General features: G+C 68.6%; 24 protein-coding genes. 7 read left to right on the top strand and 17 right to left on the bottom strand.

Translation table 11 applies throughout. The annotated features are described in order from the left end of the window. The first annotated feature begins 57 nt into the window (after positions 1-57). The 4 genes from LWF15_RS09960 to LWF15_RS09945 are packed head-to-tail and all read left to right on the top strand — an operon-like array spanning position 58 to position 6,909. Entirely contained in the window at positions 58-1,236 is a 1,179-nt protein-coding gene (locus LWF15_RS09960; RefSeq protein ID WP_232810142.1) for an exonuclease SbcCD subunit D, read from the top strand. After that, positions 1,233-4,769 (top strand): AAA family ATPase, encoded by a 3,537-nt coding sequence (locus LWF15_RS09955; RefSeq protein WP_232810141.1) that lies wholly within the window; start codon positions 1,233-1,235, stop codon positions 4,767-4,769. The genes LWF15_RS09960 and LWF15_RS09955 overlap by 4 nt, the downstream gene beginning before the upstream one ends. Beyond that, a complete protein-coding gene (locus LWF15_RS09950; protein WP_232810140.1) occupies positions 4,766-5,779 on the top strand; it encodes a DNA double-strand break repair nuclease NurA in 1,014 nt (337 codons plus the stop codon). The genes LWF15_RS09955 and LWF15_RS09950 overlap by 4 nt, the downstream gene beginning before the upstream one ends. Further along, positions 5,776-6,909: a winged helix DNA-binding domain-containing protein gene (locus tag LWF15_RS09945; protein ID WP_232810139.1), complete on the top strand. Its 1,134-nt coding sequence runs from the start codon at positions 5,776-5,778 to the stop codon at positions 6,907-6,909. Before LWF15_RS09950 ends, LWF15_RS09945 begins: the two co-directional genes overlap by 4 nt. Here the strand turns inward: LWF15_RS09945 and LWF15_RS09940 are convergent. Then, positions 6,906-7,514 (bottom strand): TetR/AcrR family transcriptional regulator, encoded by a 609-nt coding sequence (locus LWF15_RS09940; protein ID WP_232810138.1) that lies wholly within the window; start codon positions 7,512-7,514, stop codon positions 6,906-6,908. The two genes, LWF15_RS09945 and LWF15_RS09940, sit on opposite strands and share 4 nt — an antisense overlap. 134 nt (positions 7,515-7,648) lie before the next feature. On the opposite strand from LWF15_RS09940, the gene LWF15_RS09935 reads away from it, so the two are divergent. Further along, positions 7,649-9,889 carry an MMPL family transporter gene (locus tag LWF15_RS09935; protein WP_232810137.1) on the top strand — a complete coding sequence of 747 codons (2,241 nt, stop codon included), beginning with the start codon at positions 7,649-7,651 and terminating at the stop codon, positions 9,887-9,889. Between the two features lie 46 nt (positions 9,890-9,935). On the opposite strand, the gene LWF15_RS09930 is transcribed toward LWF15_RS09935, so the two are convergent. After that, positions 9,936-10,640 (bottom strand): NUDIX domain-containing protein, encoded by a 705-nt coding sequence (locus tag LWF15_RS09930; protein ID WP_269809861.1) that lies wholly within the window; start codon positions 10,638-10,640, stop codon positions 9,936-9,938. A 150-nt stretch (positions 10,641-10,790) separates the two neighbouring features. Here LWF15_RS09930 and LWF15_RS09925 point away from each other — a divergent pair, with 150 nt between their 5' ends. Beyond that, a complete protein-coding gene (locus tag LWF15_RS09925; RefSeq protein ID WP_232810135.1) occupies positions 10,791-11,618 on the top strand; it encodes a calcium-binding protein in 828 nt (275 codons plus the stop codon). Between the two features lie 76 nt (positions 11,619-11,694). Continuing rightward, positions 11,695-12,534 carry a hypothetical protein gene (locus tag LWF15_RS09920; protein ID WP_232810134.1) on the top strand — a complete coding sequence of 280 codons (840 nt, stop codon included), beginning with the start codon at positions 11,695-11,697 and terminating at the stop codon, positions 12,532-12,534. A 51-nt stretch (positions 12,535-12,585) separates the two neighbouring features. On the opposite strand, the gene LWF15_RS09915 is transcribed toward LWF15_RS09920, so the two are convergent. The 15 genes from LWF15_RS09915 to LWF15_RS09845 form a co-directional block, all read right to left on the bottom strand. Beyond that, the gene (locus LWF15_RS09915) at positions 12,586-13,635 is read right to left on the bottom strand and encodes a sodium:calcium antiporter (RefSeq protein ID WP_232810133.1); all 1,050 of its coding nucleotides are present in this window, start codon (positions 13,633-13,635) and stop codon (positions 12,586-12,588) included. 26 nt (positions 13,636-13,661) lie between these two features. Beyond that, complete coding sequence (gene pqqE, locus LWF15_RS09910; RefSeq protein ID WP_232810132.1) at positions 13,662-14,741, bottom strand: pyrroloquinoline quinone biosynthesis protein PqqE; 1,080 nt, start codon at positions 14,739-14,741, stop codon at positions 13,662-13,664. Next, the gene (gene pqqD / locus LWF15_RS09905; protein ID WP_232810131.1) at positions 14,734-15,012 is read right to left on the bottom strand and encodes a pyrroloquinoline quinone biosynthesis peptide chaperone PqqD; all 279 of its coding nucleotides are present in this window, start codon (positions 15,010-15,012) and stop codon (positions 14,734-14,736) included. The genes pqqE and pqqD overlap by 8 nt, the downstream gene beginning before the upstream one ends. Continuing rightward, complete coding sequence (gene pqqC, locus LWF15_RS09900) at positions 15,009-15,698, bottom strand: pyrroloquinoline-quinone synthase PqqC (protein WP_232810130.1); 690 nt, start codon at positions 15,696-15,698, stop codon at positions 15,009-15,011. The genes pqqD and pqqC overlap by 4 nt, the downstream gene beginning before the upstream one ends. Before the next feature lie 4 nt (positions 15,699-15,702). After that, positions 15,703-16,578 carry a pyrroloquinoline quinone biosynthesis protein PqqB gene (gene pqqB / locus LWF15_RS09895; protein WP_232810129.1) on the bottom strand — a complete coding sequence of 292 codons (876 nt, stop codon included), beginning with the start codon at positions 16,576-16,578 and terminating at the stop codon, positions 15,703-15,705. Between the two features lie 46 nt (positions 16,579-16,624). Next, the gene (gene pqqA, locus LWF15_RS09890; RefSeq protein ID WP_232810128.1) at positions 16,625-16,717 is read right to left on the bottom strand and encodes a pyrroloquinoline quinone precursor peptide PqqA; all 93 of its coding nucleotides are present in this window, start codon (positions 16,715-16,717) and stop codon (positions 16,625-16,627) included. A gap of 42 nt (positions 16,718-16,759) precedes the next feature. Further along, positions 16,760-18,496 carry a PQQ-dependent dehydrogenase, methanol/ethanol family gene (locus LWF15_RS09885; protein ID WP_232810127.1) on the bottom strand — a complete coding sequence of 579 codons (1,737 nt, stop codon included), beginning with the start codon at positions 18,494-18,496 and terminating at the stop codon, positions 16,760-16,762. A 24-nt stretch (positions 18,497-18,520) separates the two neighbouring features. Continuing rightward, positions 18,521-18,982 (bottom strand): MSMEG_3727 family PQQ-associated protein, encoded by a 462-nt coding sequence (locus LWF15_RS09880; RefSeq protein WP_232810126.1) that lies wholly within the window; start codon positions 18,980-18,982, stop codon positions 18,521-18,523. A 101-nt stretch (positions 18,983-19,083) separates the two neighbouring features. After that, entirely contained in the window at positions 19,084-21,270 is a 2,187-nt protein-coding gene (gene katG, locus LWF15_RS09875) for a catalase/peroxidase HPI (RefSeq protein WP_232810125.1), read from the bottom strand. Position 21,271: 1 nt separating this feature from the next. Continuing rightward, a complete protein-coding gene (locus tag LWF15_RS09870) occupies positions 21,272-22,645 on the bottom strand; it encodes a DNA-binding protein (protein ID WP_232810124.1) in 1,374 nt (457 codons plus the stop codon). A 95-nt stretch (positions 22,646-22,740) separates the two neighbouring features. Then, on the bottom strand, positions 22,741-23,382 hold the full coding sequence (gene bluB / locus LWF15_RS09865; protein ID WP_232810123.1) for a 5,6-dimethylbenzimidazole synthase: 642 nt from the start codon (positions 23,380-23,382) through the stop codon (positions 22,741-22,743). A 120-nt stretch (positions 23,383-23,502) separates the two neighbouring features. Beyond that, complete coding sequence (locus LWF15_RS09860) at positions 23,503-23,790, bottom strand: HigA family addiction module antitoxin (protein ID WP_232810122.1); 288 nt, start codon at positions 23,788-23,790, stop codon at positions 23,503-23,505. Positions 23,791-23,806: 16 nt separating this feature from the next. Next, positions 23,807-24,085, bottom strand: a complete 279-nt coding sequence (locus tag LWF15_RS09855; RefSeq protein WP_232810121.1) for a type II toxin-antitoxin system RelE/ParE family toxin — start codon at positions 24,083-24,085, stop codon at positions 23,807-23,809. An 83-nt stretch (positions 24,086-24,168) separates the two neighbouring features. Further along, entirely contained in the window at positions 24,169-24,762 is a 594-nt protein-coding gene (locus LWF15_RS09850) for a hypothetical protein (protein WP_232810120.1), read from the bottom strand. A 102-nt stretch (positions 24,763-24,864) separates the two neighbouring features. Continuing rightward, the gene (locus LWF15_RS09845; protein WP_269809860.1) at positions 24,865-25,809 is read right to left on the bottom strand and encodes a LysR family transcriptional regulator; all 945 of its coding nucleotides are present in this window, start codon (positions 25,807-25,809) and stop codon (positions 24,865-24,867) included.

Below are 25,809 nucleotides of genomic sequence, written 5' to 3'. Positions count from 1 at the left end.
GTTGAGTTCGGCTGATCCCCCATCTCGTTCGTACCCGTACTGAGGAGGCCCGTCCGGATGAAGTTCCTGCACACGTCCGACTGGCACGTCGGCAAGCAGCTCAAAGGCCGTGACCGGATCGACGAACAGCGCGCGGTGCTGCGTGAGATCGTCGAGGTGGCCGGTCGCAACGAGGTCGATGCGGTGCTGATCTCAGGCGACCTGTACGAGAACGCGGTGCCCAGTGCGGCGGCGCAGAATCTGGTGGTGCGCACCCTGCTGGCGCTGCGCGATCTGGGGTGCGAGGTGATCGCCCTGGCCGGGAACCACGATCATCCCGGCACCTTCGATGCTTTCCGCCCGCTGATGGGGCGCTCGGGCATCAACCTGCTGGGCAATGTCCGGCGGCCCGATTCCGGCGGCGTGGTGCGGTTCAAGGCGCGGTCCGACGGGCAGGACACAACGGTTGCGCTGCTGCCTTTCCTCTCCCAGCGTTATGCGGTGCGAGCGGCGAACCTGATGGCGCAGACGCCTTCGGAGAACGTGGGCGCCTACGACCAGATGGTGCGGGACGTGCTGGAGCAGTTGTGCGGCGAGTTCCACGACGACACGGTGAACCTGGCCATGGCCCACCTCACGGTCACGGGTGGTGCCTTCGGTGGCGGTGAACGGCAGGCACAGTCCATCTTCGAGTACTCGGTGCCGGCCGGCGTCTTCCCGGCCGAGTGCAGCTACGCCGCGTTGGGGCATCTGCACCGCCGTCAGGCTCTGCCGGCTGCCTGCCCGGTCGTCTACAGCGGTTCGCCGGTGGCGGTCGACTTCGGCGAGCAGGACAACACCTCGGTGGTCTGCCTGGTCGAGGCCACGGCCAGCACTCCGGCCCGGATCACCGACGTGCCCATCACCAGCGCCCGCAAGCTGCGCACGGTGCACGGCACGGTGGCCGAACTGGAAGCCTTGGCCGACAGTTTCGGCGAGGACTACCTTCGGGTCTGGGTGCGCGAACCGGCCCGCGCCGGGCTGCGCGAGGCGGTGAGCGATGTGCTGCCCAACGCGCTCGAGGTGCGCATCGATCCGGAGTTCAGCGGATCGGCCGAACGTTCGGCCCAGCACCGTGATCGCACCACCGGCAGTCCGCAGGAGCTGTTCGAGCGGTACTGCGAGCAGTCCGGGGTGAAGGACGACGCGGTGGCCCGGCTCTTCGCCCAGCTGAGCGACGAGGTCACGGCGGCCGGTTCGGAAGGGGCTTCGGCATGAGGCCGGTGCTGCTGGAGATGGAGGGCTTCGCCTCGTTCCGCGAGCGGGCGGTGGTCGACTTCGAGGAGGCCGATTACTTCGCCATCGTCGGGCCGACCGGTTCGGGCAAGTCCACCCTGGTCGACGCGATGACGTTCGCACTGTTCGGCTCGGCGCCGCGCTGGGGCCGCAAGAACGCGGTCAGCATGGCCCTTTCGCCCCACGGCAACCGGGCGGTGGTCCGGCTGGTGTTCGAGCTGGCCGGCGAGCGCTACGTGGTGGCCCGCGAGGTGCGGCGCACCGGGGCCTCGATCACCGCGAAGAACCAGCGGCTGGAGCGGCTGCCGTCGTTGCAGAGCCGCGGTGAGCCCGATGAGGTCACGCACTCGATCGCGGCCGACAGCAAGGTTACCGAGGCGGTCGAGAAACTGCTCGGGCTCACCTTCGAGCAGTTCCGGCAGTGCGTGGTGCTGCCGCAGAACGCGTTCGCCGAGTTCCTGCACTCCACCCCGAGCAACCGGCAGCAGATCCTGCTGCGCCTGATCGGGGCCGAGCACTACGACAAGATCCAGCAGCGGGCCAACGAGAAGGCCGCCCAGGCTCAGGACAGGGTGCAGCATCTCGACCGGGCGCTCGGCGACCTGGCCGACGCCACCCCCGAGGCCGAGGCTTCCGCCCTGGCGCGTGAACAGCAGCTCGAAGGCCTGGTCACCCAGGTGCGGGCCGCCCTGCCCGGCCTGGCCTCGGCCCAAGAAGCCCTGGCCGAAGCGCTCAGACTGGAAGACCGCCTGGGCGGCGAGCGCAACGTGCTGGCAGCCATCGCCGTGCCTGCCGGAGTCTCCGAGATCGACCAGGCCTGGGCCGGCGCTCGCTCCTCGTCCGAGGCCGCCGCGCAGGCCGAGACCACGGCCGAAGCAGCCGACACCGCCGCCCGCGAACAGCTTTCGTCCGCCCCCGCCCGCGGCCCTCTCGAGCAGACGGTGAAAGACCACACCGAACTCGCCCGGCTCACCGCCGATCACCCGGCCCTGGTCTCGGCGGCCGACAAGTCCCAGCGCACCCACGAGAGCGCCGGCCACACCGTCACCGCCGCCGAACTGCGGCAGGCACAGGCTCAGGCCGCCGCTGAGCGAGCCTCCCGCACCGCCGAAGAAGTCCGCCGCCAGGTGGCCGAACTGGAAGCCCAGCACCACCTCCTCAGCCGCCCCACCCTCCCTTCCGGTCTGGACGAACTAGACCGCGACCTCACCACGGCCCGTGCAGACCTCGAGGCCGCCCAGGCCGTGCTCGCCGAGGCCGAAACGGCCGACGAAGCCGCCACCACGGCACTCTCGAGCGGCCCACCCAGAGGCCCGCTCGAGCGCGCCCGAGCCATGCTGGAAGAAGCAGCGAGTCTGGAAGAACGGCTGGCCGAACTCGAGGTACGGGTCTCGGCTGCACAGAAGGAGGCGCAGGAGGCGGCCTCACTCGTCGGCACGCAGAACGTGGCCGTTCAGGATGCCCGGCATCGGCGGGACGAGGTGCAGCTGCGGCACGCCGCCCTGAACCTGCGGGGGCATCTGGTGGCGGGGGAAGACTGCCCGGTGTGCGCCCAGGTCGTTACCGAGCTTCCCGCGGTCCCTGGCTCCGAGGTCGCCTCAAGCTCGGATTTGGCCAACTCTGGGGCCGAGCGAGAGCTGGCCGTGGCCGATGCGGCCATCGCCACGGCCGAGGCTGAGCTGGAGCGGGCTCGGGCTCTGCTGAACCGGGTTGCGCGGGCCGAGAGTGTGGCGGAGTCGAACGTCGAATCCACCCGCCGGCGCATCGAAGAGCTCAGGGGCTCGCTCCCCCGGGCCTGCCCCGACCTCGCCACCGCCGACCGCCTTCTCGGCGAACTCGAGGCGCTTGAGGCCGCTCAACGGCAGGCCTCCGTGCTCGTGCGGCAGGCTCGGGCCAAGGCCGATGCTGCCCGTTCCCGGGTCGAACAGCTTGCCGCCACCGAGGCCCGCATCCGCAGCGGGCTCGGGCAGACGCGGGATCCTCTGGTCGCCCTCGGGGCACCTGCTGTGGAAAATCTTTCGCTGGCCGAGGCCTGGCGCACCCTGATCGAGTGGGCCGGTGAGCGGGCCGGGGCGCTGGCCTCGGAGCTGGGCGCAGCGCGGGAGAGCCGGGCTACGGCCGACGCGCAGCTGCAGCTCGCCAGCAAGGAGCTCGCCGAGAGCGAGGCCGCGCTGCGGGCCGCGCGCACGGTGCAGCAGCAGGCCCTCGCGGAGGTGGAACGGGCCAGGGCGGCTCTGGCGCAGGCTGAGCGGCGGATCGCTGAGCTGGGTTCCGCCCTGAATTCCGCCGTTGCCCTTGAAGAGGCCCAGGCTCAGCTGGAGAACATCGCCCACCTCGAAGCGGCTGCCCGCCAGACCGACGTGGCCTTGCGCGAGGCTCGGCGTGGGCGGGAGAAGGCGCGTCAGCAGCTTGCCTCGCTGGAGGGGCGGCTCACTGAAGGGTGGGCAGCGCTGCGGCGCACTCGGGACTCGGTGGTGCACCTGGGGGCGCCCGAACTCGAGGGCAACGGGGTATGGGGCAGTGTGGCCAACAGTGGGAGTGCTGACGGCAGCACCGAAAGCGAAGGGGACAGCGGCCGCAGCATCGAAACTGCCACAGCCGACGTCGCTCCGGTTGCAGCCCAAGCGGCCGCAGCTGGCCCCGATACAGCCCGCGCCTCCGCTGGTCCCGCCCTGCAAGACCCCCGGCCGCCGGGGAGCCTGCTGGGCGGGTGGAACGTGCTCACGGCTTGGAGCAGCGCAGCCGCGCGGGAGCGTGAAGAGGCCCTGGTCTCAGCTCGCGCTGCCACCTCCGCACGCCACGAGCAGTCCGAGTCTGCGCGAGGCGAGCTGACAAGCGTCCTCAAACAACACGCGATCGAGGTGACTGGCGACGATTTGGCCACCAGCGCCCTTGCCGCCGCCACCGGGGCCTACGCCGAGGCGCGGGGCACCCTGGCGCGGGTGCGCGAGCGGCGTGAGCAGGCGGCGCAGGTGGTGAGCGAGCGTGCGGCCGAGGAGCGCAGCGCCCAGGTGGCCAAGTTGCTCGGCGAGCTGCTTCGCTCCACCGGCTTCCCCCGCTGGCTGGCCACGGCCGCGCTGGAGAGCCTGGTCATCGAGGCCTCGGACACGTTGCGGCAGCTGTCCAACGGTCAGTTCGACCTCGACCACGACGACAAGGGCGAGCTCGTGGTGGTCGACCACACCGACGCCGACGCGCGGCGCTCGGTGAAGACGCTCTCCGGTGGTGAGACCTTCCAGGCCAGTCTGGCCATGGCGCTTGCGCTTTCGTCGCAGATGTCGCAGCTCTCCAGTGCCGGTGGGGCCCGGCTGGACTCGATCTTCCTGGACGAGGGGTTCGGCACGCTGGACCCGGACACCCTGGAGACGGTGGCCGGGACGCTGGAGAACCTGGCCCGGGGCGAGCGGATGGTCGGGGTCATCACGCACGTGCCGGCTCTGGCCGACCGGGTGCCGGTGCGGTTCAACGTGCGCCGAGATGCGCAGACCTCGAGGGTGGAAAGGCAGAACCTGTGACGCTGACGACCGGCCGCGCGGCGATGAGCTACTCGGTGGAGGCGTGGGACCCGAGCTACGGCACCACTTTTGCCACCGGTGAGGAAGACGCTCTTTCCGGGTCCAAGGCCGAGCTCGACCCCGAGATCGAGATACCCGCCTCCGAGTGGCGGGCGGTGCCTCCGCGCAAAGAGCAGAGTCATCCGCCCACCGTGCTTTTCGTGGACGGCGTGCGGCGCATTGACTCGCGTATCTGGATCCGGGCGACCGAGCCGGACGAGGATGCCGCTCTGGGGCTGTGCGCCTCCTACGCCTCGGGCGTGGTGGTGTGCCAGCACCACGAGCGGGGAAACTCTGCACGTATCGGCGCGAGCCAGGTTCGCCGCGGGCTGTTCACTACGGCCGTCGAGGCCCGCGACATTGCCGCTCCCGCAGGCAATTACCAGGCATACATCACCGATGCCGATCCGGCCATGCCGCTGCCGGTGCTGTTGTCGGCGGAACTCCAGCAGCACCTGGCCAAGCTCGAGATCAGTGTGGCGGTGGCCGCGCGCGATCAGCTCGAGCCGTCCCAGCAGGACGAGGATCTGCTGGTGATCGACGGTCCGCTGCGCGGACGGCAGCACCTGCCCCGCACGATCGGCTACATCAAGACCCACCACAGCCGCTACCTGCCCGACGAGCTGAACCAGCTGGTCGGGCGGCTGGAACCTGGTCATCGCACACCGGTGTTCAGTATGGGCACGAACTGGGAGCGGTACTCCTGGTATCTGCGTCTGCCCTTCCGTGAGGGGGCGCCGTGGGCGGGAATCGTGCGGGTCGAGTGCAGCGCCGACCTGACCGCCGAGGATGCGGTGAAGCTGGCGTATCTCAGTCAGTCGGTGCTGGTGCGGTACGCCAGCAGTGAGATCAAGGATCCGCGGGCGCCGCAGAACCTGTACCCGATCGCCGGGCTGGAGCGCGAATTGCGGCGTCGGCTTGGAAATCCCCAGATCCTGCACCGTTCGCTGCGCTCCGGGCGGGCCGGGTGACCACCCGCCTCACCGCCCGCCAGCTCAACCGGGCAACGCTGGAACGGCAGATGCTGTTGCAGCGCGTCTACCGCGAAGTGCCCGACGCGATCGCCCAGCTCGTTGGGCTGCAGGCCCAGGAGCCGGCCTCGCCCTACCTGGCGCTGTGGAACCGCCTGTCCGGCTTCGATCCGGCCGCCCTCGACCGGGCTTTCGCCGATCGCAGCGTGGTCAAGGCGACGCTGATGCGGCTCACCCTGCACGCCGTGAACCATCACGACTACGCCCCCTTCTACGCTGCCATGAATCGCCGGGTCCGGGGCAGCCGGGTCGGCGATGCGCGGTTCACCGTCAGCGGCCTGACCGGCGAAGAGGCCGATGCGCTGTTCCCGGTTCTGCATCAGTTCGCCGGTAAGCAGGCGCGCACCGGTCCGGAGTTCGAGGCGCACCTGGCTGAGCAGCTCAACGGCCCCCGGGAAGGGCTTTGGTGGGCGCTGAAGAGCTACGCCCCGCTGCACTACGCCCCTACCGGCGGGCCCTGGTCGTTCAAGGGGCGGCTTTCGTTCCGGGCAGCCGACCGGGCCTGGGAGAAAGTGACCACCGAGCAGGGCGTCCGGGTGTTGGCCGAGCGCTATCTGCGGGCCTTCGGGCCGGCCAGCATCGCCGATTTCGCGCAGTTCACCCTGCACACGCGCGCCACCGCAGGCGCTGCATTCGCGGCCCTGGACACCGTGCAGCGGCCGGGGCCGGACGGGGTGCAACTGTTCGACCTGCCCGACTTCACCGTGCCCGACGGTGACATCACCGCCCCGGCCCGACTACTCCCGATGTGGGACAGCACCCTTCTGGCCTACAGCGAGCGCGCCCGCATCATTCCCCCGGCCTATCGGCCTCAAGTGATTCGGCGTAACGGCAACGTGCTCGCCACCATCCTCATCGACGGGCTCGTGGCCGGGGTCTGGCGGCTGCTCGACGGCCGGGTCGAGGTCACCGCATTCCATCGGCTACCCGAAAGCGACTGGGCCGAGCTCGCTGTCGAATCCGACGCCTTGCTGCGCTTTCTGGGTGACCGCGACCCCAAGCTCTACAGCGCGTACCACCACTGGTGGGCCAAAGGCTTCGATTCAGAAGAGATCCGGCTGCTGCCCTAAGAAGGGCTGAGCCGGGGCAGCACCGGCGGCTCCGCCGCCAGCTGGGCCGACACTGAACGGAACAGCTCGGACAGATAGTCGTCGGCCAGGACGTCCGATGCGTTGAACGACAGTTCGCCCAGGTACTCCAGCAGGCCGGTGGTCAGCCGGGCCGTCATCACGCAGAACACGTCACCCACCGGCCGGCCGAGTCGTTCGGCGATCGCGACCTCAAGCAGCCCACGCTCGTTGACGAACTCTTCCAGAAGGCGCATGCGTGGGGCCGGGTTGGCGTTGACCACCTCGCGGATCTGCCGGAGCTGGGCCGCCTCACCCCGGGGGGCCACGAACAGCTCGGTCATCACGTGGCCGAGCGCGACGTCGAGCGGCTCCTCAGCCGGCCGGGACCGCAGACCCTCGACCAGTTTTCCGCGAAAAGCCAGCGGATCGATGATCAGGAGGTCTTTCGTGGGGAAGTACCGGTAGAGCGTGGACGTACCGATCCCCGCCGCCTCGGCGATGTCTTCCATCTTGGTCGCGTCGTACCCGTGCTCCAGGAACAGGCCCAGCGCCGTGTTGATGATCAGCTCACGGGTCCGCGCCGCGTTCCGTTCCCTCAGGCCCATGAGCATCAGAATAACAGCGAACCCCAAGTTGGTAGTCACTTCCATCTCGGGTTACTGTGCCGATCCGGCAGTCACTGCGGACGGCCGTCTGCGCGTTGCGCCTCCCCCCGCCACCCCTTGAAAGGTTGTGCCGCATGGCATGGCAACTGTTCCGGCTGGGCCGGTGGTCGTTCATCCACCGCCGGATCGTCACGGTCGTCTGGATCGCGCTGCTGGCCCTGGCCGGCGCCGGGTCGGTCACGCTGGCCGGCCAGACCAACGACAACTTCACCCTGCCGGGACTGGAGTCGACCGAGGCGTTCGACCTGATCGAGCAGCGGGCCCCGGACAGCAACCCCGAGGGCGCAACCGCGCGGATCGTGTTCGAGGCCCCCGAGGGCGAGACCATCAAGGACAACCAGGAGGCCATCACCAAGGCCCTGGCCGCGGTGGTCACCGAGGACGTCCAGCAGCCGGTGGCCGACCCGGTCACCGCGGGCACCGTCTCGCAGGACGGGCGGGTCGGCTACGCCACCGTCACCTACACGGTGATCCCGGCCGAGCTCAGCGATGCCGACAAGGACGCGCTGACCGAGGTGAAGACCCTGGCCGAGGACGCCGGGCTGCGGGCCGCCATCGGTGGTGACGCGATGGACGCGGTGCCGCACGCCGGCACCGCCGAGGTGATCGGTATCGGGATCGCCTTCGTGGTCCTGCTGATCACCTTCGGCTCGCTCGTGGCCGCCGGGATGCCGCTGCTCACCGCCGTCATCGGGGTGGGCATCGGGTACGCCGGGATCAGCACGCTGACCGGTTTCGTCGACCTGAGCTCGGTCACCCCAGCCCTGGGCTCGATGCTCGGCCTGGCCGTCGGCATCGACTACGCGCTCTTCATCATGTCGCGCTACCAGCACGAGGCCCGCACCGGACGGCCCCTGGCCGACGCGGCCGGAGCAGCGGTGGGCACGGCCGGTTCTGCGGTGATCTTCGCCGGCCTGACCGTCATCATCGCGCTGGCCGGCCTGAGCATCACCGGCATCGCCTTCCTCACCCAGATGGGTCTCGCAGCAGCGGCCATGGTCGCGGTTGCCGTCCTGATCGCCCTCACCCTGCTGCCCGCCCTCCTCGGCTTCGCCGGGACGCGGGTGCTCAAGGGCGGGATCAAGGGCCTGAAACAGCTCGACCCGGAAGACGACTCGCAGCGCACGATGGGCCGCCGGTGGGTCGAGGCCGTCAGCCGGTTCCGCTGGCCCGCCCTGATCGGCGGGGTCGCGATCGCGGCGGTCATCTCGATCCCGGTCGCCAGCATGGAGCTGGCCATCCCGGACGACGCCACCTCCCCCTCGGGCAGCGACAACCGGGTGGCCTACGACCTGATCACCGACAACTTCGGGGCCGGCGCGAACGGTCCGCTGGTGATCGTGGTCGACACTGCCAACGCCGCCGACAAGATGGCCGCGGTGCAGAGTGTGCAGCAGACTCTGGGCGGCATCCAGGACGACGTGGCAGCCCTGATCCCGCCGCTCACCACGGACACCAAGGAGGCTCAGGCCGCCTTCCAGCAGCAGCTCGAGCAGGTCAACCTCGCCAACTTCACGATCATCCCGAAGAGCGGCCCGTCCGACGCGGAGACCAAGGAACTGGTCAACACCATCCGCGACTCGCTGGCCGGCCTGCCCGACGAGACCGGCGCCCGGGCGATGGTCACCGGCCAGACCGCCGTCGGCGTGGACATCTCGGAGAAGCTCGCCGACGTGTTCCCGCTCTACCTGGTGGTGGTCGTCGGCCTGGCGTTCATCCTGCTGGTACTGGTGTTCCGCTCGATCCTGGTGCCGCTGAAGGCCGCTCTCGGCTTCCTGCTGAGCGTCGGGGTGGCGATCGGCTCGGTCGTCGCGGTGTTCCAGTGGGGCTGGCTGAACGAACTGGTCGGCCTGGACGTCACCACGCCGGTCCTGTTCATCCTGCCGCTCCTGCTCACCGGCGTGCTGTTCGGCCTGGCCATGGACTACGAGGTCTTCCTGGTCACCCGGATGCGGGAGGCCTACGTGCACGGCACCGAGGCCCGGCAGGCCGTGATCGACGGCTTCGCCCACAGCGCCCGGGTGGTCACCGCCGCCGCCATCATCATGTTCGGCGTGTTCGCCGGTTTCGCCCTGGGCGACGACGTGATGATCAAGACGATCGGCTTCGGCCTGGCGGTCGGCGTGATCGCGGACGCCTTCCTGGTCCGGATGCTGATCGTGCCGGCCGTGATGGCGATCATCGGCAAGGGCATCTGGTGGCTGCCGAAGTGGCTGGACCGCGCGCTGCCCAACCTGGACATCGAGGGTGAGGCCCTGACCGAGAAGCTCGGCCCGGCGCCCGGCCCGAAGGAGCCGGTGGCAGTGGGCAAGTAGTCAGAATTGAAGACGGCGGTGGGCCCCCTGGGAGCCCACCGCCGCTTCAGTGGCTGGAACCGATGCGGTCGTAGTCGCTCCGCGAGCGCCCCCGGCCGCGGAACGTGAAACGCCGCCGCAGGGTGTGCCCGAAGGCGAAGGTCGCGGCCGCCGGATCGGCCTCGGCCCGAGGGCCGGGCATGTGCGCGGCGGACAGATCGACCAGTACATCTTCGGAAGGAACCTCGGGCGACTGGCCGAGATCGACCGACACCGCCCCGTCCCTTGTTTCGCTCTTCTTCTGCACTGCCCCGGAAACCTGCATCGCCGCCGCGACTGCGAGCGCCGCCGTGGTGACCAGCGACCGTACGGGCTGACGCAGCGGCAGGCCGTCGAGCGTGGCGGCGTCTACCCAGCGCGGCGTGTAGCGGTTACTGCGACTGGAGTGCTTGATCTCCGGACCGGACATCCGCAGCTTCGCCTCTTCCGGCACGACCGCCAGGAAGTACGCCTGCCCGTCGTGGTCGGGCAGCCGGCCGGCCAGGGTGATGGCCAGGCCGAGCTCTTCCTCGATCTCGCGGATCGCGGCCTCTTCCGGCGTCTCCCCCGGCTCCATCCGACCGCCGGGCACGCTCAGATAACGGTGTCCGCGAACGTAGCGCTCGATCATGGCCACCCGGCCGCTCGGGGCCAGCGTGACTACGCGGGCACGGCGGACCCTCTCCGGTCGCTCTTTACCTTTTGCTCGCACTGGCCCGGCCACACCAGCCATCGTGCCCCGGTCCGGCGTGGACAGCCAACCCGGAATGCCCCGGACAAGATCACAGGGCAGTCCCGGGCACGACGATCTGACGGGTCAGCAACTTGGGCGTAGCGTGACGGCCGCTACACATTGAGTGATGTTCACAAGAAAGGTTTCGCCATGCCGTCGTACCGCGCCGCGTCTGTCCTCGCCCTGGCCGTGACCCCGCTCGCCCTCGCCCTACCCGCCCAGGCCCAGACCACCACCGCCCGGGCGAGCGTGAGCAGCGACGGCGCGAGCCTGACCTACAGCGCAGCCATGGGGCAGGTGAACCGGATCGCGGCCTCGGTCGAGTGGGACGAGGACAACGAGGAACTGATCTACCTGATCGACGACCGGGTGCCGGTCCGCACCGGGAACGGCTGCGAGCACCTGGGTAAGAGTGACCGCACCAGCATCCGCTGCATCGTGCAGCCTGCGGGCAGTGACAACCCCTACCCCACCCTGGCGATGAACCTGCGGGACAAGGACGACAACGTCGAGTTCCACAACCAGACCGCCCAGGCGTTCTACTTCGCCGAGTTCCGCCTCGGCACCGGCAAGGACACGCTGGACAGCACCCACGCCACCAAGGGCGACGGCAGTTTCGTCTGGGGGCAGGACGGCCCGGACCGGATCACCACCGGCTCGGTGGCCACGGTGCAGGGCGGCGACGGCCCGGACACGCTCACCACCAGCGGCAACTACAGCGACCTGGACGGTGGGGCCGGCGAGGACAAGCTCTGGGGCGGGGTAGGCACGCAGTTCCTACGGGGCGGCGCCGACGACGACGTGGTGCACGGCGGCGCCGGGCGGGACACGATCTACGGCGGACCGGGCAACGACCGGCTCTATGGCGAGCAGCACCGCGACAAGGTCCTCGGTGAGGCCGGGGACGACTTCATCAACGGCGGCAAGGGCGTGGACAAGCTGATCGGTGGGCCCGGCAAGGACATGATCAAGCCCTGACGCAAGCACCCCCACGAATGGCGTAGCGTGACCAATGCAACACCATGCGTCACGTCTCTCACGGGGGTTCATCTACATGTCACTGCAGTTCTCCGCGCGCCGGGCCTTCGGCGCTGCCTCCATCCTGGCCCTCGGGCTGAGCCCGCTCGCCCTGTCCGGCACCGCGCACGCTGACGAGATCAGCGCCTCCGCCGCCGTCGCGGACAGCCAGCGGCTGGAGTACACGGCCCCGCCCGGGGTCGCCAACAGCGTGGTCGCCTCGGTGGCCTGGAGCAAGGACAAGACCAAGCTGATCTACCGCATCGACGACGTGATCCGGATCGGGATCGGCGACACCTGCGTGTACCCCGACAAGGACGACCACACGAAGGTGCGCTGTGTGGTCACCCCGGCCGAGGGCGGCTCGTACCCGACGCTGACCATGAAGCTGGGCGACGAGGACGACAAGGTCTGGCTGGACAACCGCACGAAGCAGACCAAGTACTTCGCCAAGGTCGCCCTCGGCCCGGGCGCCGACTGGCTGGACAGCACCTCCGAGGGGCTGGACGGCAGCCAGGTGCTCGGCCAGGGCGGCGACGACCAGCTCAAGATCGGCCCGCGCTCGCTGGCGATCGCCGGCAACGGTGACGACATGGTCTGGACCTGGGGCAAGAACACGGTGGCGGACGGCGGCAAGGGCGACGACCAGATCTGGGGCCACGGCGGCCGGCAGCTCCTGGCCGGTGGCGACGGCGACGACAAGGTGTGGGGCGGCGACGGCGACGACGACCTGTGGGGCAACAACGGCGACGACTGGCTGTGGGGCCAGGGCGGCGCGGACCGGATCTGGGGCGGCGACGGTAACGACGGCCTCGACGGCGGTCCGGGCCTGGACGTGCTGCGCGGCGGCCCGGGCACCAACAAGGTGCACAAGTAAGGGTTTCTGCTCAGGCCCGTCCGGCGCCCTCGGGTGCCGGACGGGCCTGTCTCAGTCGGCCTCGATCGGGGCCTCGCCGAGCACGGTGAAGCTCACCGCCCAGTACAGGACGTAGAGAGCCAGCAGGACGAAGCCGTGCTGGCGGCGCAGCCGGCCGGTGGAGATGAAGTACGCGGCCAGCCCGGTCATCACCACCAGTACCGGCAGGTGCCAGGTGAGCACTTCATCTTCGATCTCGATGCTGCCGCCGGTGAGCAGGATGATGCCCAGCTTGGCGGTCACGCCGAACACCACGCTGCCGATCACGTTGCCGATACCGATCTCCGAGACCCCTCGCCGGTTCGGTTCGACGGTCAGGAAGATGTCTTCCAGGGTGAGCACCAGGGTGGCGATGGTGGCCCCGAAGAGCGTTCCCTCGATGGAGAACTCGTCGAGGATGCCTTCGATACCCGCGCTCGTCACCGCCGCCGCGGCCACCAGGCCGACCAGCGCCAGCAAGGCCAGGGCGACACCGGCCCAGTCGGGCAACGGCCGGGATCCGGAGAACGGCGCGTGCACGGGGAACGGGGGCTGATCGGTGGTTTTCTCCACGACAGCAGTGGTCGCGCGCCCGTTTCCGCTGCCGGCGGCGGAGAGAACTTCCGCGTTACGGAACACCGGAGTGGTGCTGCGCAGCTCATTGGCCGCCACGTAGACGATGAACGCCACAAACAGCAGCACCAGCAGTACGCCGTCGCTCGAGGTCAGCGGCCCGGTGAGCACGAAGGGCACCATGGCCAGGGGCGACAGGGCGAAGATGGTGACATAGCTGCGGGGGATGTCGACGCGGGTCGGGCTGATGATCGCAGCCAGGGCCAGTACCACGCCGGTCATCGAGATCGCCGTGCCGAAGACGGTTCCCAGGGCCACGCCGTCGAGGTCCTCGAGGTTGAGCGCCACCCCGAGGGCCACGTCGTCGAACTCGATCCCGGTGAACACGATGGCCAGGAGGAAGACCGAGATGTGCAGCCCGGCCGCCGCCCCGACCAGGTAGAAGATCAGTTTCTCGGCACAGTAGACCAGCAGGGCCGCGCCCACCACGAAGATCAGGATCGACATCATGCCGCCGGAGCCTCCTTGCGCCGTTGTCAGGATCTGTGCGGTCTGGGGGTGAGCTGGAGATCGACCGGGCCGCCGCGCTGAGCCGCCTGCACCGCGTCGTCGACCACATGGCGGTCGGGTGACAGGTGACAGACCGGATCGGTGCGCGCCGCATCGCCCGTCAACTGGAAGGCCTGGCAGCGACATCCACCGAAGTCCAGATCTTTACGGTCGCAGTCGCGGCAGGGCACCGGCATCCATTCCGTGCCCCGGAAGGCGTTCATCACCGGTGAGTCGGCCCAGATCTCCCTCAGCTCGTTCTCCCGTACGTTCGCTCTGGGCAGCGGCAGGGACTGAGCGGCTGGGCAGGGCAGCACGTCACCGTTGGGAGCGATCGTGAGCTGACGCGAGGCCCAGCCGCCCATACAGGGTTTCGGATACTTGCTGTAGTAGTCGGGGATCACGTAGATGATGTCCATCTGCGAACTCAGCCGTTGCCGGGCCTCATGCACCACCGTCTCGGCCCGGGCCAGCTGTTCCCGGCTGGGCAGCAGTGCCTCGCGGTTCTTCCAGGCCCAGCCGTAGTACTGGGTGTTGGCCAGCTCCACCCGGTCGGCGCCGGCCTGCACGGCCAGTTCCAGCACGTCGGCGATGCGGTCGATGTTGCGCCGGTGCAGCACCACGTTAACCGTCAGCGGCCAGCCCAGTTCCCGCACCAGCCGCATCGCGTCGATCTTGCGCTGGAACGAGGGCGTGCCGGCGATCCGGTCGGACAGACCCGGCTGGTCAGCCTGAATGCTGACCTGGACGTGATCCAGCCCGGCCGCGCGCAGCCGCTCGGCCATTCGGCGATTGAAGCCCACTGCGCTGGTGACCAGGTTCGTGTACATCCCCAACGCTGACGCGTGAGCCACGATCTCGACGATGTCGCGGCGCAGCAACGGTTCCCCGCCCGACAGGTGGCACTGCAGCACGCCCAGGTCGCGGGCCTCGGTGAGCACCCGCAGCCACTCGCCGGTGGGCAGCTCGTCGGTGTACTCGGCCATGTTCAGCGGGTTCGAGCAATAGGCGCAGGCCAGGGGGCAGCGGTAGGTGAGCTCGGCGAGGAGGCCGAACGGATCATCCATCGGCCGGCTCCACACACCGCCGTGCGGCCAGCCCGGCCAGGAACCGCTGCACCTCTTCGGCCGGCACCTCGCGGTAACGCTGCCCCAGCTCGGTCACGATCTGGGCGATCGTGCGCTGACCGTTGCAGAGCTCGAGAATGGCCGCGCCGGTGGGGTTGAGCACCACCACGGTCTCGGGCAGCAGCAGAACCGGACGCTCGCGGGCGGCTGAGTAGGTGAGGCGGACGTGGCGGGCCAGGCGGGGTCTGGTGGCCGCTGCGATCGCCGTCACCGCGGGTACGCCCGGTCGATCACGTCCATCAGGCTCCAGAGCACGTCGCACTTGAACGACAGCGCATCGATCGCGGCCGCCTGTGTCTCGCTGGAAAGGCAGTACCGGGTGACCACTTCCAGAGCGTGCTCGCTGTCGCGCGGAGCCTGTTCCAGACGGGCCCGGAAGTAGGCCAGGCCGTCCGGATCGATCCAGGTGTAGTGCCGCTCGAACGCGGCCAGCCGCTCGGCCATCAGGTCGGGGGCGAACAGTTCGGTGAGCGACGAGGCCACCGCTTCCACCCAGGGACGGGTGCGGGCGAAAGTCACGTAGGCGTCGACCGCGAAGCGGGCACCCGGCACCAGATGCCGATGGTCAAGGATCTCTTCGCGACTGAGCCCGGTGGCCTCGCCCAGCCGCAGCCAGGCCTCGATACCCCCCTCCCCCTCGGCCGTTCCGTCGTGATCGGTGATGCGGCGGATCCAGCGGCGGCGCACCTCGAGGTCGGGGCAGTTGGCCAGGATGGCCGCGTCTTTGCGGGGGATGCACTCCTGGTAGTAGAAGCGGTTGGCCACCCAGCCGCGCAGTTGCTGCGGACTCAACTGCCCGGCGTTCATCCGGACGTGGAACGGGTGCTGGTCGTGATACTTGCGGGAGTGGGCCCGCAACGTGGAGACGAAGTCGGTCTCACCGGCCACGTAGGTCATGCGCTCATACCTCCACCTCGAGTCCGTCCACGGCCACCTCCGCCCCGGCCCGTTCGACGGCCAGCCGCTGCGGCGTGCCCTCGAGCAGGATCGGGTTGGTGTTGTTCAGGTGCACGAAGATCGTGCGCCGGCCGGCTCCGGCCAGATGCTGCAGACTCTCCTCGACCGGCGAATGCCCCATCTGCCGCGACGTCTTGGCGGCCAGCCCCAGCCGGACGAGTTCGTCGTCGCTCCAGCAGGTTCCGTCGACCAGCAGGCAGGTGCATCCCGCGATCGCCGCCCGTACCTCGGGCGTGAAGTGCTGCACACCCGGCAGGTACACCAGGGTTCCGCCGGTTCTGGCGTCGCTGATCCGGTAGCCCACGACCCGACCGGCGCCACCCCCGACCCCGAAACGGTCGCGTTTACTCGTCTTCACTTCGAAGGCTCTTCCGGTGAGCCCTTCGGACAGGACCAGAGGCGCGCCGGTGACCACCGGCGTCCATTCGACCTGACAGTAACGCTGCAGCAGGGTGAGCACACCTGACCCGTCGGACAGGGTCTTGTGCACGGTGGCCGTGGCGTACAACCTCAGCGCCGGGGCCTCCCGCAGCAGCAACAGGCCCAAGGTGTGATCGAGCTCGGCATCGGTCAGAAACACTGCTTCTACCGGCGATTCTCGCGAACCCCGGGGCCAGAGCTCGGGAAAGGCCGCGAACTGACTGAGGACGTCGGGGGAGGCATTGAACAGGAACCACCGCTTACGGTCGGGGCTGACAACAATGGACGACTGTGTGCGCGGAGGGGCGGCCCCGGCCCGTACGTCGGTGCAGACTCGGCAACCGCAGTTCCATTGCGGCGAACCGCCTCCGGCGGCCGAACCCAGCACCCGTACGAACATCCTGGCCTCCCCTCCGCGCATCGTGCTCAGTCGAACTCGGTCCAGCTCAGTCGAGCTGGGCGATGTACATGGTCACCTCGGGGGCGACCGTCACCTCATCGAACTCGGGCGTCTCCCACTCCTCGAAACGGGATTCCATGACTGAACCTCCTCTCCTCGTGGTCTGCGGCTTCTGGCGGGGTCAGTCGTCGTCGCCGCGGGTGGGCGTGTCCGACGGCAGGGCGAACACGATCAGCGCGCTACCGTGACCGGCCCCGAGCATCCCGGGCAGGAAGCCCTCCGCCCAGCCACCCCAGCCGACCGGCACTGCGATGTACTGACGGCCGTCGACCGAGTACGTGACCGGGCTACTGTGATGCCCGCTGCCGCACTGGAACTGCCAGAGCAGGTCACCGGTGCGCGCGTCGTAGGCGTTGAACTCGCCCGACGGCTCACCCGCGAACACCAGGTCTCCGCCGGTGGCGAGCACCGAGGCACACATCGGCAACTCGTTGCGCCAGCGCCACTTCTCCTCACCGTTGGCGTCGAACGCACTGAGATAGCCCACTGCCTCGTCGATGTCGACAGCCACGCCGGCACCCCAGTAGGGGATGCTCTCCTTGAACTCGCGGCGCCGACGGGCGGCGGTGGCACCTACGTCTTGGACGGGCACGTAGAACCAGCCCGTCTTCGGACTGTAGGCAGCGTGCGTCCACTCCTTGGCCCCGGCCGGACCGGGGTAGAAGTGCACCGCCACCCCCTCGGCCTCCGGATACACCTTGGGCACGACCTGCCCGTCGCGGGTGATCGCCCCCCAGGTGATCCGGTCGACGAACGGGGTGATCGAGATACGCTCGCCGTTGGTGCGGTCGAGCACGAAGAAGTAGCCGTTCTTGTCGAAGTGGCCCAGCAGTTTGCGGCCGTCCTTCTCGAACAGGATGCACTCGCTCATGCTGTCGTAGTCCCACACGTCGTGCGGGGTGCACTGGTAGTGCCAGCGGATCTGCCCGGAGTCGACGTCGACCGCGACGATGCTGTCGGTGTAGAGGTTGTCGCCCTCGCGCACCTCACCGTCGAAGTCGGGGGCCGGGTTGCCGGTGCCCCAGTAGAGCAGGTTCGTCTCCGCGTCGTAAGTGCCGGTGAGCCAGCAGTTCCCACCGCCGCGCTGCCAGGCCTCACCGTCGGCCGGCCAGGTCTCCGAGCCGGGCTCACCCGGCTTGGGCACCATGTAGCAGCGCCACTGGTGCTCGCCGCTGTCCACGTCGAAGGCGTCCAGGTGCCCGCGCACCCCGAACTCACCGCCGGAACTGCCCACGATGACCAGGTTCTTCACCACGATCGGGGCCATCGTGCCGCTCTCACCGGCCCGCACGTCGCCGTACGTCTTGTCCCAGACCCGCTTGCCGGTCTGCGCGTCGAGGGCGATCACGTGGGCGTTGGCGGTGACGAAGAAGACCTTGTTCTTGGCCACCGCGACCCCGCGGTTGACGTTGCCGCAGCACAGCGACACGTCGAACGGCACGGCGTGCTTGTAGCGCCAGATCTCCACCCCGGTGACGGCGTTCAGGGCCCAGACCCAGCCGTCCCAGCCGGACAGGAACATCACCCCGTCGACCACGATCGGGGTGGCCTCGAACGAGTACGTCGAGGTGCCGGCGATGATGCCGCTCACGCCGGCCTGGAAGATCCACGCCGGGCCGAGCTTGTGCACGTTCTCGGTGTTGATCTGATCGAGCGTGCTGAAGCGCTGCCCGTCGTAGGTGCCGTAGTAGGTGAGCCAGTTCTCCGGCTCGGAACGGGCTTCGAGAATACGCTCGTAGGTGAGGTTCTCGGCGACCGGCGGGGCGACCTCACCACCGGCGACCTTGCCGCTGAGACGGCCCTGGTCGATAGCCTCGCCTGCGTCGATGTACGGTTCGGCGGACTCCGCAGTAGTCATCGTTCTCCTCCTGGCGACGGTCGGCTAGGGACGCGGCTGGTCGGGACGGTCCAGACGGGCTTCCGGCGGCACCTCGCCGAGCACCACGATGGCCCCGGTCAGGCCGCGGCCCTCGTCGTTGCCGGAGGGCGAGCTGAACCAGTAGTAGCCCGGCCCGTCGAGATTGAGCCTCGCGGTGCCGCGGGAGTGGTTCACCAGCCAGATGAACTTGCGGTCGCCGTTGCTCGGCAGCAGCGCGCAGTGCGTGTTCAGGTCGTCGTTGATCAGTTCCAGTTCCAGGTCGCCGCCGTGCGGCAGGACCAGGATGGACGGGTCCCAGCAGATGTCGTCGGGCTGGATCCGGATGGTCGCGGTCATCACCCCGTCCTCGCGCTCCTTCGCCTCGGCCACGTTGCCGGTGTTCAGCAGGCGGCCCAGCGAGGCGGTGTTCTGGCCCGCCAGGCCGAGCCTTCGCAGCAGATCCTCTCGTTCCTCCACGGTCGTCATGGACTTCAGCTCCTCATCGGAAACGATCAAAGCCTCTACCGTGAGGGACCTTACGCGAGACCACCGACAACATCAGGAGCGCACCGTTCGCCCGGCCGCAGCTACCGTTCACACGCCGTCTGCGCACACCGGCCCAGATTCATCACCTTCACCCAGGCGGCGACGAAGTCGTGCACGAACTTCTCCGGGGCGTCGTCGGCCGCGTACAGCTCGGCGAGCGCGCGCAGTTCCGGGTTCGAGGCGAAGACCAGGTCGGCCCGGGTGGCCCGCCACCTGGTCACCCCACTCTGCCGGTCAATCCCCTCGAAAGTCGCTTCAGCAGAGACCTTCACCGAGGATTCCCGCCATTCGTAGCGGAGATCGAGCAGATTGACGAAGAAGTCATTGGTCAGCACACCGGGTCTGTCGGTGAACAGGCCCAGGTCGGTCCGGCCCGCACCGAGCACCCGAAGACCGCCCACCAGCACGGTCATCTCCGCTGCGGTAAGGGTGAGTTGGGCCGCGCGGTCGATCAGCAGGCGCTCGGACCGGTGCCGGGCACCCTTGCCGCGATAGTTGCGGAACCCGTCGGCCACCGGTTCCAGCACGGCGAACCATTCCGGGTCGGTCCACTCCGGCGACGCGTCGGTGCGGCCGGGAGTGAAGGGCACCTCGATGTCGTAGCCCGCCTCGTGGGCAGCTTTCTGCACTGCGGCGCAGCCACCGAGCACGATCAGGTCGGCCATCGAGACCTCCGGTGGCCGCAGCTCTTCCAACACGGTCAGCACTTCACCGAGAGAGTCGGGATCGTTGGCCGGCCAGTTGCGCTGGGGCTCCAGCCGCAAACGTCCACCATTTGTTCCACCGCGTTTGTCGCTGTTGCGGAACGTCGAGGCCGACGCCCAAGCGGTTGCGACGAGCTGTAACACCGTGAGACCGGAATCCAGGACGCGACTTTTCAGGCTCGCGAGCTCGCCTGGGCTGGGCAGGGCATGCTGGCGCTCGGGCACCGGGTCCTGCCAGATCATCGGCTCGGCCGGCACCAGCGGCCCGAGGTAACGCTCACGAGGGCCGAGATCGATGTGGGTGAGCTTGAACCAGGCCCGGGCGAACGCCTCACTCAACTGCTCGGGGTTTTCCAGGAAGCGGCGGGCGATCGGCTCGTAATCCGGATCCACCCGGAAGGCCAGATCGGTGGTCAAGAAGGTGGGCGCGTGCCGACGCTCGGGGTCGTGCGGATCCGGCACGGTGTTGGCCCCTGCTCCCCCGCGCGGCACCCATTGCCACAACCCGGCCGGGCTGAGGGCCACGTCCCACTCGTACTGGAACAGGTTCTGGAAGTAGCGGTTGTCCCAGGTGGTGGGGGTCTGCGTCCAGGCGCCTTCCAACCCGCTGGTCACCGTGTCCCCAGCCTTGCCGCTGCCGTGCGCGCCCCGCCAGCCCAGCCCCTGCTCTTCCATGCCGGCGGTTGCGGGTTCCGGCCCTAGGTAGCGCTCTGGATCGGCCGCTCCATGCGTCTTGCCGAACGCGTGCCCACCTCCGACCAGCGCGACCGTCTCCTCGTCGTCGAAGCCCATGCGCCGGAACGTGGCCCTGATGTCGCGGGCCGACATCAGCGGGTCCGGCACCGTGTTCGGCCCCTCCGGGTTGACGTAGATCAAACCCAACTGGTCGGCTGCCAATGGCTCGTCCAGTTCATGTACCCCGGTGTGCCGCTCGTCGGCCATCCACGCCTGTTCCGGCCCCCAGTCCACCCGCTCGCCGACGTAGACCTCGTTCCGGCCGCCCGCGTAGCCGAAAGTGCGCAGCCCCATCGATTCCAGCGCCCGGTTGCCCGCGAACACCATCAGGTCGGCCCAGGAGATCCGGCGGCCGTACTTCTTCTTCACCGGCCACAGCAGACGGCGCGCCTTGTCGAGGTTGCGGTTGTCGGGCCAACTGTCCACCGGAGCGAAACGCTGCAGGCTCGCGCTCGGGCCACCACGGCCGTCCCCAGTTCTGTACGTACCCGCGCAGTGCCAGACCATGCGCACGATCAGCGGCCCGTAGTGCCCGTAGTCCGCCGGCCACCAGTCCTGCGACGTGGTGAGCACCGCGTCGACGTCGGCGGCCAGCGCGTCCAGGTCGAGTTCGGCGAACGCTGCGGGGTAGTCGAAATCATCGGGTTGGCTTGTGGGCAGGATGCTCAGGTCGAGCGGCCTGTTCTGCTCGTTCGGATTGGTGGTCTGGGCCAGAACAGCTGAGTACGGACGTTCGAACGGGCTTGGGAGCCCAAGCCCGCCTCCGGGGGCACCACCGCTGTCGCTCACTTCAGATGTCCAGGGCTCGACGTACAGCGGGAGCGTTGCGGCGGGAGACCGGAACGTCTCCCCCGCCGTCCATGATCAGGAGCAGTTCACCGTTGCGGCCGCGTTCGACCTCGCGCACCCGTCCCAGGTTGACCACGTAACGGCGGTGCACGCGCAGGAACCCGACGTCAGCCAGCTCCCCACCCAACCGGTCGAGGCTCGCCGATGCCGCTCGCAAACGTCCTTGATCAGTAGAGAGCCACACGTCGTTCCCGTCGGACTCGGCGAAGCAGACCTCCGGCAGCCGCAGCAGCACCATTCGGTTCTCCCGGGTGCCGACCACCCGGCGGGGCCTCGGTTCGGCTCTCTCCGGACGATCAGCCGTGGGTAGGGCTGCTCCGGTGTCCGTAGTACCGAAGTGCACCAGGTTGCCGATCAGGTGGCCGGAGAGAAAGACCGGACGAATGACGATCGGGGTCGGCTCATCGGAGAGATGGGTGAAGATCTGCGTGGAACCGATCCAGTCCGGGTTCCGCGCCGCCTGGGTTGTGGCGTACTGGGCAGCACCGATCAACTCAGGTAAGCCGGGATTCCAGCGCACCGTCGGATCAAGCGCAGGGGTGGCGGCCGGCACTCCCATCAGCACACTCGCCGTCTCGTCGGCGATCACCACCTTCCCCGCCGTGTCGAGCGCGGCCAACGGCGTCGTGTTCGTGGCCCGGGCCTGCGTATAGGCCGCCACCAACTCAGCCCCACTGTTGCGAGCCCGTCGCCGCAACTGCCCCTGGGTGGTAACCGCTGCGTTGGTCAACCAGTTCGCTGCAAAGGAAGGCAACTGACTGCGCCAGCACGAGATGTTCAGCACCGCGATCGGCTCACGGGTGACCACATCGCGCACCGCCACTCCGGCGCACGTCCAGTCATGGAACGCCCGGCACCAGTGCTCCGGCCCCTTCACCAGCACCGGCCCATGACTCTCGAGCGCCATGCCCATCCCGTTGGTGCCCGCCGCCGACTCCGACCAGCAGAACCACGGCGCCAGGTTGGCCTCGGCGGCCCGGGCCAGCGTGGCCTGGTCACCCCACTCGGCCAGGATCCGGCCCGTGGAGTCGGTGACCGTGAGCACTCCCCCGGCGAAGCTCACGTCCTGCGCCACCGACGCCGCCCGGAACCCCAGCTCCGCGAAGACCCCGTCGTGCTCGGGCGTGTGCTCGATCTCGGCGACGGCGATCGGCGCCTCGGTCAGGTGCGGATCGACCCGGTAGCGCTCCCGACAACGATGCCAGGAGATCGCCACCTGCGGGCGGACGCCCAGCACCTGGTCGTCGCCCTGGACGAAGCGTTCCCAGGCCTCGTAGACCGGAGCCAGGAGCTCGTCCCGTCGTGCATCCTTCATCGTGGAGAACCGCCCTTGGTCCGTCCCCAACGCCCGCCGTGATGCTGCTGTGACCAAAGCCACTGTATGTACCGATTTCAGACGTGGCTAGCCACCTAAGCGCCGGTTCGGCCACCGGTCCATCGGTCGGTATGCACGGCATCGGACAGCGGCCGACGACGCCGCCAGTCGTGGCGTTCCAGGTCGGGAACGGTCTCCAGATGAGTGACCGGGCCCAGGCACAGCCAGGCCACCGGCCGCACGCCGGCCGGGATGCCGAGCAGATCAGCCAGGAACGGCTCGCGGTAGAACGACACCCAGCCCACGCCGAGCCCCTCCGCAGTAGCCGCCAGCCAGAGGTTCTGGATGGCCAGGCACACCGAGTACAGCCCCGCGTCGGCAATGGCATGGCGGCCCAGGACGGCCGTGCCGCCGCGCTCGGCGTCGTACGTCACCACGACCGACAACGTGGATTCCAGTACTCCGTCGATCTTGATGCGAGCGAACCGTTCAGCCGCTTCAGGATCCAGCGTGGACGCGAAGACCTTCCGCTCCTCCTGGACGTGCCCGTAGAACTGCTCGCGCAGCTCCCGGTCGCGCACCACCACGAAGTCCCACGGCTGCGAGAGCCCGACGCTGGGCGCCGCATGCGCCGCGCTCAGCATGCGCTCGAGGACATCGTCGGGGATAGGGGCACCGGTGAACTGGCCGCGGACGTCCCGGCGGCGATGGATGACGTCGTACAACTCGTTGATCACAGACGAGGATCCTTGCAGGCCGATCGCCGGCCGAGCCCGGGACCTCGGCTCTCAGACCAGCCCGACCAGTAGTCGTTGGACCGAGCAATGCCCTGGTCCGCCGCCTCTGACGTGACTGGTTCAGGCAACGTCCTCGAGGCGGCGGACCTTGGGCTTACCGGCGGCGCGTTCGATGGCCAGGTCATAGGCGATCTGCATAGCCAGCCAGGCACGGGCGGTGCCAACCCCGGCTTCTTCCAGCCGAATGGCCAGACTCGGGCTGATGCGAGCATGACCGTGCAGGACACGGCTGAGGGCGACACGGGAGACGCCCAGCCGGGATGCGGCTTCGCTGACGCCAAGGCCGATGTCGGCCAGAACGTCTTCGCGCAGGATCTCGCCGGGGTGCACGGGGGTCTTCATGGTCATGGTGGGCACCTCCTGCTCAGTGGTAGTCCTGATAGTCCACGAGTTCAATGTCGTTGTCGATGAACCGGAACGTGATTCGCCAGTTCGCATTGACCCAGATCGACCAGTGGCCTGCCAGGTCTCCTCTGAGGGGATGAGTTCGGAACGATGGGATTGCAAGATCGTCAGGGCCCTGAGCGACATCCAAGGCAGAAAGGATGCGCAACAGTTTCGGGACATGGGATGCCTGCACCCCCTTCTTCGAACCGTCACGGTAGAGACGTTCCAGGCCCTTGTGCTGGAAACTGACGATCATTTCCCAACCGTATCGCGTATCGCAACGCGATACAATCTGCACGGGCGCCGTGGCCCACCCGCAGCACCCTCGGCCGGACTTGATCAGACGTTGATCCTCCACTCGGTCGTCAGCTTGTCGCCGTACTCCAGGCCGTCACTGCCCAGGTTCAGCTTGAGCTCGCCGTTCTCGCGGCTGATCACGTAACCGGACCCGGCCTTCGAGATGCTGAACGCCAGGTTCTCCTCGCCGGTACCGCACTCGCCGGCGACGATCGGCGACGGGCTGATCTCGTCCGCGTCGGGCGCCCGCCAGCACAACGGCTCCAGCTCACCCGAGCCGTCCGTGGCCTTGACCTGGTAGAGCTCGCCACCGAGCGACTTGAACGTGAAGAGCTGGCGGCCGCTGTCGTCGTCGGTCATCGACAGGCCCTCGTCCTCCAGCGTCAGGCCCCCTTCGAAGCCGTCGACCGGCACGATCGTCACGCCCTTGCCGCTGTCGGGAAGTGCCTCGTCGGCCGTCGCCTCTGGCGTCCCTGGCGTCTCGCTGGTGGTGGGGGCCGTCGTCGTTTCGGTGGTCTCCTGTGTCTTCACTGGGCCCGAGGCCGCGCCCGACGCCGAGTCCGACCCGCAGGCCGAGGTGGCCAGCGCACCGATCGCCAGGATCCCTGCGGCGGTAACTCCCCTGAGCCGTGTCATGACCACTCCTCTGCTCATCTCTTTCTGACTGAGGTCTGCGCTGCCGTAGCGCCCTACAGAGAAGTGAGATGCACGCAGATCGGGTTTGGGTCGGAAGAATCTTTACTTCAGTAGCGACAGGTTCCAGTCGGCCCGGGCAGCGCGGGTCAGAGCCTCGCGCACCCGCAGCACATCAGGATTGCTTTCGGAGCCGGGACGGTGAACCAAGAAGTACGTGTTCAGTGGCGGTTCGGCGGGCGCGCCCAGCATGATCAGTCGGCCGTCCCGCAGATGCTCCTCACAGATCGAGCGGGATACCACGCTGTAGCCCGCGCCGGCGGAGACCGCCGACACCACCGCATGCAGATTCGGCACCGTCAGGCCAGGCTGCCCGGGCGGTGACGGCCGGCCCAGCACCGTGCGCCAGTAACGCCGCACGATCGGCATGTCCTCGGAGTAGCTGACCAGGGGTACGCGCCGCAGCCCGGTGGCCAGGTCCTGCTCGGCCTTCAGGTGCGGTGTCCAGGCCGGGGCGACGATCAGGACGTACTCCTCGTCGCTCAGAGGTACCGACGGCAGAGCGGTTCCCCGCGGACGACGGGTGGCAATGACCAGATCGTGCCGACCGTCGCGCAGATCTTCGAGCAGGGTCTCGGTGAGGCCCTGGGTGACGCGCAACTGCACCCCGTCTGCAATCAGGCCGGCAAGCGCCGGAAGCACGCGTACGCACAACAGCTCCGAAGGACCGCCGAGGTGAATTGGGGACGTCCGTCCCGGCTGGGTGCCGCCCTCACCAGTGAGCGCATCGAGTGGGTCTCCCACTCGCGCGGCCAGATCGTGTGCGAAGGGGGTGGGCTGCACGCCCCGGGGCAAACGGGTGAACAGCGCACGCCCGACATGCCGCTCCAGGGCCCTGACCTGGGTGGTCACGCTGGGCTGAGACAGGCCGAGGCAGGGTGCCGCCGCGGTGAACGAACCCGCTCGGTACACCGCCAGGAAGGTGCGCAGCAGGTTCAGGTCGGCCGGCGGGGTCCACTCCACGCAGCCGATGCTAATCCCGCCTGCCAT

The sequence above is a fragment of the Kineosporia rhizophila genome (assembly GCF_021277265.1).
Taxonomy (GTDB): domain Bacteria; phylum Actinomycetota; class Actinomycetes; order Actinomycetales; family Kineosporiaceae; genus Kineosporia; species Kineosporia rhizophila.
Note: the sequence above shows the minus strand (reverse complement) of the source record. Positions and strands in the feature narration are given on the sequence as shown.

Excerpts from the sequence above, each read along its gene's own strand:
- LWF15_RS09960 (WP_232810142.1), top strand. The coding sequence starts at position 58 with ATGAAGTTCCTGCACACGTCCGACTGGCACGTCGGCAAGCAGCTCAAA.
- LWF15_RS09955 (WP_232810141.1), top strand. The coding sequence starts at position 1,233 with ATGAGGCCGGTGCTGCTGGAGATGGAGGGCTTCGCCTCGTTCCGCGAG.
- LWF15_RS09940 (WP_232810138.1), bottom strand. The coding sequence starts at position 7,514 with ATGGGCCTGAGGGAACGGAACGCGGCGCGGACCCGTGAGCTGATCATC.
- LWF15_RS09935 (WP_232810137.1), top strand. The coding sequence starts at position 7,649 with ATGGCATGGCAACTGTTCCGGCTGGGCCGGTGGTCGTTCATCCACCGC.
- LWF15_RS09930 (WP_269809861.1), bottom strand. The coding sequence starts at position 10,640 with ATGGCTGGTGTGGCCGGGCCAGTGCGAGCAAAAGGTAAAGAGCGACCG.
- LWF15_RS09925 (WP_232810135.1), top strand. The coding sequence starts at position 10,791 with ATGCCGTCGTACCGCGCCGCGTCTGTCCTCGCCCTGGCCGTGACCCCG.
- LWF15_RS09920 (WP_232810134.1), top strand. The coding sequence starts at position 11,695 with ATGTCACTGCAGTTCTCCGCGCGCCGGGCCTTCGGCGCTGCCTCCATC.
- LWF15_RS09915 (WP_232810133.1), bottom strand. The coding sequence starts at position 13,635 with ATGATGTCGATCCTGATCTTCGTGGTGGGCGCGGCCCTGCTGGTCTAC.
- pqqE (WP_232810132.1), bottom strand. The coding sequence starts at position 14,741 with ATGGATGATCCGTTCGGCCTCCTCGCCGAGCTCACCTACCGCTGCCCC.
- pqqC (WP_232810130.1), bottom strand. The coding sequence starts at position 15,698 with ATGACCTACGTGGCCGGTGAGACCGACTTCGTCTCCACGTTGCGGGCC.
- pqqB (WP_232810129.1), bottom strand. The coding sequence starts at position 16,578 with ATGTTCGTACGGGTGCTGGGTTCGGCCGCCGGAGGCGGTTCGCCGCAA.
- pqqA (WP_232810128.1), bottom strand. The coding sequence starts at position 16,717 with ATGGAATCCCGTTTCGAGGAGTGGGAGACGCCCGAGTTCGATGAGGTG.
- LWF15_RS09885 (WP_232810127.1), bottom strand. The coding sequence starts at position 18,496 with ATGACTACTGCGGAGTCCGCCGAACCGTACATCGACGCAGGCGAGGCT.
- LWF15_RS09880 (WP_232810126.1), bottom strand. The coding sequence starts at position 18,982 with ATGACGACCGTGGAGGAACGAGAGGATCTGCTGCGAAGGCTCGGCCTG.
- LWF15_RS09870 (WP_232810124.1), bottom strand. The coding sequence starts at position 22,645 with ATGAAGGATGCACGACGGGACGAGCTCCTGGCTCCGGTCTACGAGGCC.
- LWF15_RS09860 (WP_232810122.1), bottom strand. The coding sequence starts at position 23,790 with ATGACCATGAAGACCCCCGTGCACCCCGGCGAGATCCTGCGCGAAGAC.
- LWF15_RS09855 (WP_232810121.1), bottom strand. The coding sequence starts at position 24,085 with ATGATCGTCAGTTTCCAGCACAAGGGCCTGGAACGTCTCTACCGTGAC.
- LWF15_RS09850 (WP_232810120.1), bottom strand. The coding sequence starts at position 24,762 with ATGACACGGCTCAGGGGAGTTACCGCCGCAGGGATCCTGGCGATCGGT.
- LWF15_RS09845 (WP_269809860.1), bottom strand. The coding sequence starts at position 25,809 with ATGGCAGGCGGGATTAGCATCGGCTGCGTGGAGTGGACCCCGCCGGCC.